At 32.9% G+C, this 10362-nt stretch carries 9 protein-coding genes; all 9 read left to right on the plus strand.

Translation table 11 applies throughout. The features are described from left to right. Positions 1-1264: carbamoyltransferase C-terminal domain-containing protein (locus tag AACQ14_RS20360; protein WP_339365420.1), on the plus strand; the 1264-nt coding region annotated here is incomplete at its 5' end. Between the two features lie 28 nt (positions 1265-1292). Continuing rightward, complete coding sequence (locus AACQ14_RS20365) at positions 1293-3290, plus strand: carbamoyltransferase C-terminal domain-containing protein (protein WP_339365421.1); 1998 nt, start codon at positions 1293-1295, stop codon at positions 3288-3290. Continuing rightward, the gene (locus tag AACQ14_RS20370) at positions 3287-4132 is read left to right on the plus strand and encodes a 3-hydroxyacyl-CoA dehydrogenase family protein (RefSeq protein ID WP_339365422.1); all 846 of its coding nucleotides are present in this window, start codon (positions 3287-3289) and stop codon (positions 4130-4132) included. Before AACQ14_RS20365 ends, AACQ14_RS20370 begins: the two co-directional genes overlap by 4 nt. A 15-nt stretch (positions 4133-4147) precedes the next feature. Further along, positions 4148-4399 carry an acyl carrier protein gene (locus AACQ14_RS20375; protein WP_339365423.1) on the plus strand — a complete coding sequence of 84 codons (252 nt, stop codon included), beginning with the start codon at positions 4148-4150 and terminating at the stop codon, positions 4397-4399. Positions 4400-4423: 24 nt separating this feature from the next. Then, positions 4424-5500 (plus strand): HAD-IIIC family phosphatase, encoded by a 1077-nt coding sequence (locus AACQ14_RS20380; RefSeq protein ID WP_339365424.1) that lies wholly within the window; start codon positions 4424-4426, stop codon positions 5498-5500. Beyond that, positions 5493-6743, plus strand: a complete 1251-nt coding sequence (locus tag AACQ14_RS20385) for an ACP S-malonyltransferase (protein ID WP_339365425.1) — start codon at positions 5493-5495, stop codon at positions 6741-6743. The genes AACQ14_RS20380 and AACQ14_RS20385 overlap by 8 nt, the downstream gene beginning before the upstream one ends. Before the next feature lie 39 nt (positions 6744-6782). Next, positions 6783-7481, plus strand: coding sequence for a thioesterase II family protein (locus tag AACQ14_RS20390; protein WP_339365426.1), 699 nt, complete (start codon positions 6783-6785; stop codon positions 7479-7481). Between the two features lie 41 nt (positions 7482-7522). Beyond that, complete coding sequence (locus AACQ14_RS20395) at positions 7523-9502, plus strand: non-ribosomal peptide synthetase (RefSeq protein ID WP_339365427.1); 1980 nt, start codon at positions 7523-7525, stop codon at positions 9500-9502. A 13-nt stretch (positions 9503-9515) separates the two neighbouring features. Then, on the plus strand, positions 9516-10362 hold an 847-nt coding region (locus AACQ14_RS20400), incomplete at its 3' end, for a beta-ketoacyl [acyl carrier protein] synthase domain-containing protein (protein WP_339365428.1).

Genomic DNA, 10362 nt, shown 5'->3' on the forward strand with positions numbered 1-10362 from the left:
CTTTGATAAGCGATTTAGTGAAAGAGAAAATAAAATAAGCATGGTAATGAAAATTATTCAGAACATGTCTTATAGGATTATGGAATTGAATATTGAAAATGCTATTAGAGATTTTGGTATTGTTCCAAAGGAAACCTACCTAGCTATGTCAGGTGGATTTGCCTTGAATTGTCCATGTAATACATATTTAATGGACAAATACCATTTTAAAGGTTTTCTAGCGCCACCTTGTGTCAGTGATAGTGGTATGGCATTAGGGATTGGACTTAATGCATTTAATTGCAAGACAGATGGAGAGTTTAACTTCAGATTAGAATCAGCCTATTATGGAGAAAGTGACAGCCTTGAGAATTTTCTTGATAATAATGAATTTGAACATTACATTCATTCAATTGATGCATTTAATCCAAAGCAAGGAGTTATGGATTTAATTAAGGAGCCAATAATATGGTTTGATGGTCATTCAGAAATCGGACCTCGTGCCTTAGGAGGGCGAAGTATACTAGGGGACCCAAGAAAACAAGCGACAAAGGATGCATTAAATATTATTAAAAAGCGACAATGGTGGAGACCTGTTGCACCTATTGTATTAAAAGAGCATGTTAAAGATTGGTTTGAGAATAATTATGAGTCACCCTATATGTTGCATACTCTCAAAATTAAAGAAGAAAGAATTAATGAGGTTATAGCTATTGCTCATTCTAATGGTACAGCAAGATTACAAACGATAGATAAGGATACGAAGCAGTCAAGATTGTATCAATTGATGGAAGAGTATCATAGAATTACAGGAGTTCCTATAATATGCAATACTTCTCTAAATGATAAGGGAGAGCCAATAATCAACCAAATAGATGAAGCTTTTAACTTTGCTCTAAGGAAGAATATTAATATTATATACGTTAATGGTCATCGTATCCAATTGAAAAACCATGAGAACTATGTGGAATCAAAACCTTTACGTAGGAAGTTGAACATAGGTATATGGAAGAATGAAGAAGAGTACCAAGAATTATATCATAAGTATAATCCTCATAATATTGACGATAAATTATTGATGACTGGGATAATGTGGGGATTGCCATATGATAGGCTTATGGATGGTGACAACAAGCTTGATGCTTTACAACGTGTTGTAGAAATAAAAATGTATATAAGTAAAGTGGGTATTCTTAGAAGGAAAAAAATTGATTTACTGTATAACTTTTTCAGTCAAATGAAAAATACGGAATTGATATTTAATGAAGAAAAAGAATGCGTCTAAAATAATGATAAGAGAGAAGGGGAAACAAATGAATAAAGATATAAAAAATGGCTATTATCTATCTGCATATGTTGAAATTGATCAGCTAGGAAATATATATCGTTTTGCTCATAGACATGATCAAAGTATCGCATTGTGGAAGGTACAAGAAAATAAAGTAGAGCTTATTCATTATTGGGAACTTGAACGATTAAGTGGAGTTAAAAAGCATCAATATTGTTTTTATGATAAAAACCAATTCTATGATTTGATGAATCATTTATTAGGTCCATTTGGGTTAAGTACAGATGACATAATAGAAGTATGGGGAACGCCAGAGTTAGGTGATAGTGAAAGCTACATGTCTTTAGGGCGTTATCCAGATTTCTCATATCATACAATGTGTCATCTATCCTCTTGTCTATTCATGGATACTAATATATACCATAAGGAAAAAATATTAGGTTTTTCTGTAGATGGAGGTTCGGATATTGTATCTGATACAGAAGCCTATAAACGCTTTCCTTTTGTAGGATGTTTGACAGACTATAAAAATGGTCAGTTTGCATTAGAATCCGTATGCTCACCTGCTATTTTGTGGGATTATATGAGTTCTCATTTCACTATGAGAGAGGGAAGCTTGATGGCTCTAGCTAGTGCAAGTAAAAGTACTGCTTATTATGAAATGGAAGATATACTTCTAAATAGTAATATAAAAGTAGAAGAAAATGTATACAATAAAATTCTTGAACTAATAGAATTTGTGGATAATTTAACCCAAGAGGATGAAGGTGTAAAATTCAATTATTTTGATCCAAGATTTAGTGAGCATGAGAACAGAATCAGTATGGTCATGAAGATAATAGAAGAAATGTCTAAGCACATTATGGAACATAATATTGAATTTTTTATAGAAAAATATGGTATTGATACAAAAGAAGTTTATCTTGCTGTAGCTGGAGGATTTGCCCTTAACTGTCCTTGTAATACCCATTTAATGAACAAGTACCAGTTCAAAGGATTTATTGCCCCACCATGTGTAAGTGATAGTGGTATGGCACTGGGTATTGGTTTATATGTATTCTATGATAGGATGAATGGAGAATTTGACTTTGCTTTACAGGATGCTTATTGGGGAGATAAGAATGACCCAAGTAAATTCCAGAAGGAAGACTATAGTCAGTTCATAAAAAGTGTAAGTGAATTTGATCCAAAGCAGGCAGCTATGGATATTATAGAACATCCTATAGTATGGATTGAAAATGGTGCTGAGATTGGACCTAGAGCACTAGGCTCAAGAAGTCTGTTGGGTGATCCTAGAAAGATGGAAACCAAAGATGTGCTTAATCATATTAAAAAAAGACAGTGGTGGAGACCTGTGGCACCTATTGTTATTAAAGATAAGATTAGTGAATGGTTTGAGGACGAATTGGAATCACCATTTATGTTACATGCATCAAAGATTCGGGAAGACAAGGATAAGGAAGTTATTGCTATTGTACATGAGGATAGAACAGCAAGACTTCAAAGTATAGATAAAAACACTAGACAGAAAAAAATATATCAAGTTATGGAAAGCTTCAATGAAATAACTGGAGTTCCTATTATCTGTAATACCTCATTAAATGATAAGGGTGAACCTATTATAAATAATATTGATCAAGCAATTAATTTTGCACTTAGGAAAAATATTCCTATCATGTATATTGACGGGAAGCGTTTTGAATTAATGAACCACCAATCATACGATAAGAAGTTTCCACTGAAAAGAAACATAAGTCTAAAAATGTGGAAAGATAAAGATGAGTATGAGCAACTGGTGAAGAAATTCAATCCAAATGAACTCTCTGTAAGGGCTTTATTCTACTATATTCATTTGAAGATAAATGATATTGACTTGTTACAAGATAAAAGAGAGTGTAAGAAGTTAGAGATTAAATCAATGATGTATTTCAATGGATTATCACCATTCTCAAAAGCTGAATTAAGTAGATTATTTAATGACAATATGTATTATAAACAATTGGAGGAGGAGTTCAACGCATGAATATAGGTATTATCGGTGCAGGAGTAATGGGCAGAGGTGTTGCATTAGCTTATGCTCAATATGGTCATAATATCGTCTTGGTGGATATAGAAGAAAATGTACTGGAAGAAGCTAAGAAACAGATAATTAGAGATTATCGTTTTCAAGGTATGTATGGGAAAAAGTGTGAGGATACGATCCAAAATATCCTTGGGCGTATAACATTTACTACTCAGCTTGAGAACGTTGAGATGTGTGAATATATTATTGAGAATGTTACTGAAAACTGGGAGATAAAAAAGAATGTATATTTGCAGTTAAATAAAATATGTAATGACAATACAATCTATGCTGTTAATACCTCCTGCTTTTCCATTACTCGAGTAGGTGCTCTCATGAATAAACCAGAAAATGTAATAGGATCTCACTATATGAATCCGGCACATATTAAATCAACTGTAGAAGTAATAAAAGGGTATCACACATCAGAAAAGACAATAAACACGACACTTGAATTATTAAAAACAATTGAGAAAGAAGGCGTTGTAGTAAATGATCTTCCTGGATTCGTATCCAATCGTGTATTGATGCTAACCGTTAATGAAGCAATCTATTTGGTACACGAGGGAGTGGCAGAAGCAAAAGATGTAGATAAGATATTCAAGCAATGCTTTGGACACAAAATGGGACCATTAGAGACAGCAGATTTAATTGGTCTTGATACAATTTTATTTTCTGTAGAAGTATTATATGAAAGCTATTGTGACAGTAAATATAGACCATGCCCATTATTGAAAAAAATGGTCAATGCTGGATTACTTGGTAGAAAAAGCGGTCAAGGGTTCTATGCCTACAATTATTGAAAAGGAGAATGAAAGATGAATAGAGAGGATATCAGTAAGAAATTAAAAGCTTTTTTATGCAAATTTTTTGGTAAGAAAAATGTAGAGATATTAGGTGATGATGATGATTTCTTTGATTTAGGTTTTGTTAATTCTTTGTTTGCTATGCAGTTAATTACATTTATCGAAACAGAATTTGATGTAGCTATAGATGTAGTGGAATTGAATATGGATAACTTTAATACTCTAAATAAGATTGTCAATATTATTGAAAGTAAAATGAAATAACTTAGTAGGAGGGAGTCGTGTTACATGTCCGATAGAAATAAAAAAATAAAGTGCGTCGTATGGGATCTTGATAATACTATGTGGGATGGAGTTCTCATTGAAGATAAGGAAGTGACATTAAGAAGTGATGTTCTTGATATCATCAAAGAACTTGATCATAGAGGTATTCTTCAATCCATATCAAGTAAAAACAACTATGAAGATGCTATAGATAAATTAGATGAATTCGGAATAAAAGATTATTTTTTATACCCTCAAATAAGCTGGAGTAGTAAGTCTCAAGCTGTAAAAGAAATTATTAGCTGCTTGAATATCGGTGCTAATACAATTGCTTTTATTGATGACCAGGATTTTGAACGAGATGAAGTAAAGAGTGTTATTCCAGAGGTTACGTGTTTTGATGCTGATGAAATAACAAATATTCTTGATAAGGATATTTTCATCCCTGATTTTATTACAAAGGATTCAATGAGAAGAAGAGAGATGTACATAGCGGATTATCATAGAAAAAAAGTTGAAGAGACGTATCAAGGACCACAGGAAGATTTTTTGGCATCCTTAGATATGAAAATTAGTATTCATTATGCAAAAGATGAAGATCTGGACCGTGTAATAGAACTAACAGAAAGAACAAATCAATTAAATACAACGGGTTATACCTATTCCTATGAAGAATTAAAACTTATGCAGGATTCTGATACTCACAAATTGTTAATCATTGGATTAGACGATAAATATGGAACCTATGGAAAAATAGGCATTATTTTAATTGACACAAGCAATGAACGATGGGTATTGGAGTTGTTCATAATGTCCTGTAGAGTCATGTCCAGAGGGATTGGAACTATTTTACTTAATTATATTATGGGTATGGCTCAGACAGCTAATAGAGAATTATACGCTAAGTTTATTCAAACAGAGAAGAATAAGATGATGCAGCTTACATACAATTTGGCAGGATTTAAAGTGTTTGAGAAAAAAGAGGATTTTATTCTTATGAAAAATGACTTAAGTAGAATTCAAAAGATACCAGAGTATGTCACATTGATTTCAGATCTTCCTGAATATGAAGAGGATGAGAGAAGGAGGATATATGGATAAAATAGCATTAGTATTTCCAGGTCAAGGTGCCCAATATGTAGGGATGGGAGAATCTTTTTATAATAATTATTTAATATGTAGGCAGACATACGAAGAAGCCAGTGATATATCCGGAGTAGATGTAGCAAAGCTATGCTTCAAAAGTAGTCTAGGGACTCTTAGCAAAATGAACAATATGCAATTGGCTGTAACAACAACTTGTGTTGCAATTGCTCGTGCCTATTTCTATGAGTATGGAATGACCCCACAATTCTGTGCAGGACATAGTGTAGGTGAAATATCAGCATTCATTGCCTCAGGTGCTGTTCGCTTCTCAGATGGTATCAAGATACTAATGAAGCGGGGAGAATTATTGGAGGATGTATATAAACAAAATATAGGAACTATGTTGATTGCTGAAGAGGTGGATTATAAAACTGTTGAAGGGTTAATTGAGGACTCTAAATTAAATAAGGATGTCTATATTTCCTGTGAGAGTTCCCATAATCAGATACTCATCAGTGGAACAAATGAAGGTATTGAAATAATGCAGGAAAAGCTTCTTGATAGCGATGCAAGGATTACACCACTTATTACAAGTACCCCAATGCATTGTCCTTTAATGGGAAGCATACAGAAAAAATTTTATGACTACCTTCTTGAATTTGAATACTACCCATTTCGAATACCTGTAATTACAAACTTACATGGTAGACCTTTTAGTGATCCAGAACTTATTCCAGAGGTTATGTCAAAGCATCTTACTCATCCTGTTCAGTGGAAGAATATTATTGAATGTATGGATAAGTATGGTGTGTCCATTGCCTTAGAAATGGGACCTAAGAATTTAGTAACTAATCTTATTGAAAACATAGCACCTGAAATGACAGCCTATTGTTTTGGTAAGAAAATGGATAGAAAATATTTTCATGAGAACTTTCTTGGAGATGAGAATTACAAAAAGGATATTCCTGAATTTATGAGTCGTTGTTTAGGTATTGCAGTGGCTACCCAAAATGCTAATACATCTAATGAAGATTACCAAAAAGGTGTAGTTGATAATTATAACAATATCAAGAAGCTCCATAAAGATATAACTGATAGTCATAGGAAGATTCTGAAAACAGATATGGAAATGGCAATCCAATATTTAGAGAATATATTGAAGGCAAAAAATGTACCAGAGAGAGAACGAAGAAGCTGGATAAAACAATTATTGGATGAAACAAGTAATTATTATTTGTTGGAAGAATATTATGCTTAATCTAACAGATGTATTTAATGTGGGAAAGGATTGGTTACTATGATACTATACTGTGTTCCACATGCTGGTAGTTCCGCACTCAACTATTATCAATGGAAGCTGCTTATGAATGATAATATAAAAATTGTTCCTCTAGAACTGGCAGGGAGAGGAGCTAAGTCTGAGCAAGCCTTATATAAATGTTTTGATGAAGCCGTTGATGATTTGGTAGAAGAGATCATTAACAATCAATCAGATGAAAAATATGCGTTATTCGGGCATAGTTTGGGTTGTTGGTTAGTTTATCATGTGTACTTTCAATTAATTAAGAAAGGGATGGAGCCCCCAGTACATATATTTTTTTCAGGTAGATGGTCTCCATTAACGAAGAAAGAGGAACTTAAATACAGAGATATGACAGATGGAGAGTTCATGAATAGAATTAGAGAGATTGGTGGAACAAGTGAAAAAATAATTAATTCACCAGAATTTATAGACAAGTATCTTCAAATATTCAGAAGTGATTTTGCCATTATTGAGAGCTATGAAAATCCTGCAGAAAATGAATTAATTGAAAGTGATATTACTGTATTAAGTGGAACACAAGATAATTCTATAAAAAATTCAGAACTGCTCGAATGGCGAAAGACTACTAGTGGGATGTGTACTATATGCAAGGTTAATGGAGGTCATTTCTTTCATCTTGAGAATATGCAAGATACCATTAACATTATAGAAAGTAAATTAGAAGTTATTTAAACAGCAATCATAGAAATAGAAAACGGAAAGGGGGAAATATTATGGAAAAAGTAAAAGAGTTACTCTATGAGTTAAGAAAAGAAAAAGAAAAAGGAGTATACTTTGTTCATTCACATGAGAATGTTAACTTTGCTTCCTATTATGATTTATTTAGACAAGGGCTATGGATGAAGAATTATCTATATGAAAGAGGTATTAGACCAAAAGATGAAGTTATTATATCAATGGATAATTCAGAGTGGTTCTATATTACATTTTGGGCATGTATATTAGGGGATTTCATTGCTGTTCCATTAAGTGTTAGTAATGATGAACTCAGTAAACTAAGTGGTGCTCTAGAGATTTGCAGTAATTCTGTTCTTGTTACAGATAATGAATCACTGTGGAAAGAAATCAGTGATTCTGATTTATCACTAAAAAATAGTGTGTTCTGGGATGAAGAAATGACAATAAGTCTGGATGAAATGTTTTTAGAACCAGTCACAGAAATAGATGATTTTGTTCTATCTAAAGAAGAGAGTGGTTTGGATATAGCTTATATTCAGTTTTCATCAGGTTCAACTAAAGACCTAAAAGGAGTGGGGATAACAAATCAAGGAATTATAATAAATGCTGATAATATTCTATCATCTCGACATATTGATGGAGAAGAAGTATTCGTTACATGGATTCCTTCATACCACAATTTTGGATTATTTTTTAATATATTTCTACCTATCAGGCATAATTGTGATGCCCATATTATTGACACGCAATATGTAGTAAAAGATCCAGCATTCTATTTGGATTACTGTAATAAAGTAAGAGGAACCGTTACATCTGGCACTAATTTCTATCTTAATTTTATTATTAAACTATTACAAGAAAAAGGAGTTAAAGATGAGTGGGATTTCTCTAGTATAAATTCAATGTTCTTAGGAGCAGAACCTATATCCATCAATTTATGTAATGAATTTGCAAAGTACATGAAAGAATGTAATTTCCAGCGCAAAGTATTATCTCCATCATATGGATTAACAGAAGGTACTTTGGGTGTTTCTGTTACTACAGATGATGATTGTGTTAAGAAAATATCCGTTAATAAAGAGAGTATGAGTATAGGTCATACCTTAGAGATAGTTTCAGACGATGATCCCATGGCTTCAGAAATAATTAGCGTAGGAAAGCCTCTTCCTGCCTTCAAGTTGAAGATAGTTGATCTAGATGGTAATACATTAGAGGATGGCAGTATTGGCTTAATCTTTATTGCAGGAAAGTGTGTACTTAATAATTATTATAATCGTGAACGTGATGAAAATTTTATTGATGAGTGGTTCAATACAGGTGATATTGGCTTTATCTATGATGGAAATTTACATATTACAGCCCGTTATAAAGAGATGTTTATATATAATGGTAAAAATTATTATGATAATGATATTGAACGTTACATTCATAAGCTAAATATATTCACTGAGGAGAGAATAGTTATTCATGGATATCGTAAAAATGTAGATGATGTTAATGATAATGTGATTTGTTTCATCAAAGGAAATACTCCTGTGGAAACACTAGTCAGTAGAATTAAAAGTGTATTGTCACACATGAATAACCTATTAGGAATATATATTAACGATTTTGTCTTGGTCGATAATATCCCCACCACAGTTAGTGGAAAAGTGCAGCGGTATAAACTGATAAATAATTATATAAAAGGTGACTATGATGAGCAAATAGCTGTATTAGCTTATGAAATGGATAAGGCAAATAATATTATAGAGTGCGATGTATCTTCTATTGAGGATTTTATTGCGGACACTCTAGAAGATATTGTAGATAACCAAATTGATTATAGTGGGTCATTTATGTCTATGGGACTAAACTCTCTACAAATAGCCAAATTACATATGGCGATTAATATAAAATACGGTGATTGTATAGCCATTGCAGAGCTTTTTGAATATACCACCATTGAGACATTGGCTGAGTATATAATGGAGAGAGTAAATATTAGAAGAGAAATGGAAACTCTAATTGGCTAGAGGAGAGAGAATTATGGAAAATAAGAGGAAAGAACCAAGAAAAGATATTGCTATTATTGGTATCGGATTAAAAATATCTTGTGCTAGGGATTTAGAACAATATTGGGAAATTATTAAGAATAAAATAGGCTGTACTGAAGACTTTCCAAAATATAGAGCCAAAGGTGTGGAGGGGTTAGTCAACATTTTTAATGATAGTGGCGAAGAACCAAAATTCTATCAAGGCTCTTATATCGGAAGAATTGATGAATTTGATAATGAATTTTTCCAACTCTCACCACGAGAGGCTTCATTGATGGACCCAGCACAACGTATTTTTTTAGAAACCATACGAAATACATTTGATGATGCAGGCTATACAGCTGAGAGACTCAAACAATCAAAAACAGGGGTATTTCTAGGTTATACCTCATCGTCCTTAAAGGATAATTATATTGTCGATATAGCATTGAATCATCCAGATTTATTACCTTATTCAATGACTGGTAATATGGCACCGCTAATACCATCAAGAATTGCACATCTGCTGGATTTGAAAGGCCCTACTATGGTTATGGATACAGCATGTTCTTCAGCTCTTGTAGCTCTTCATGAGGCTTGTGAGCATATCTTATCAGGTAATTGTGAAATGGCTGTAGCAGGAGGTCTTAAGCTTAATGTTATGCCTCTAATCTTGGATAACATGAAAATAGGGATAGAGGCACTAGATGGTAAGACAAGAACCTTTGATTCAGGGGCAGACGGCTCTTCTATGGGTGAAGGGTGTTGTACTGTTCTTGTGAAGCCACTAGATTTGGCAGAAAAAGATGGAGACCTTATATATGCCGTTATCAAATCAAGTTCCATTAATCACGATGGAA

Origin of the sequence: Vallitalea maricola (assembly GCF_036985595.1) — a bacterium.
GTDB lineage: Bacteria > Bacillota > Clostridia > Lachnospirales > Vallitaleaceae > Vallitalea > Vallitalea maricola.

Bases quoted from the DNA above. Each gene is read 5' to 3' on its own strand.
- AACQ14_RS20375 (WP_339365423.1), top strand. From the start codon at position 4,148: ATGAATAGAGAGGATATCAGTAAGAAATTAAAAGCTTTTTTATGCAAA.
- AACQ14_RS20385 (WP_339365425.1), top strand. From the start codon at position 5,493: ATGGATAAAATAGCATTAGTATTTCCAGGTCAAGGTGCCCAATATGTA.
- AACQ14_RS20395 (WP_339365427.1), top strand. From the start codon at position 7,523: ATGGAAAAAGTAAAAGAGTTACTCTATGAGTTAAGAAAAGAAAAAGAA.
- AACQ14_RS20380 (WP_339365424.1), top strand. From the start codon at position 4,424: ATGTCCGATAGAAATAAAAAAATAAAGTGCGTCGTATGGGATCTTGAT.
- AACQ14_RS20390 (WP_339365426.1), top strand. From the start codon at position 6,783: ATGATACTATACTGTGTTCCACATGCTGGTAGTTCCGCACTCAACTAT.
- AACQ14_RS20365 (WP_339365421.1), top strand. From the start codon at position 1,293: ATGAATAAAGATATAAAAAATGGCTATTATCTATCTGCATATGTTGAA.
- AACQ14_RS20370 (WP_339365422.1), top strand. From the start codon at position 3,287: ATGAATATAGGTATTATCGGTGCAGGAGTAATGGGCAGAGGTGTTGCA.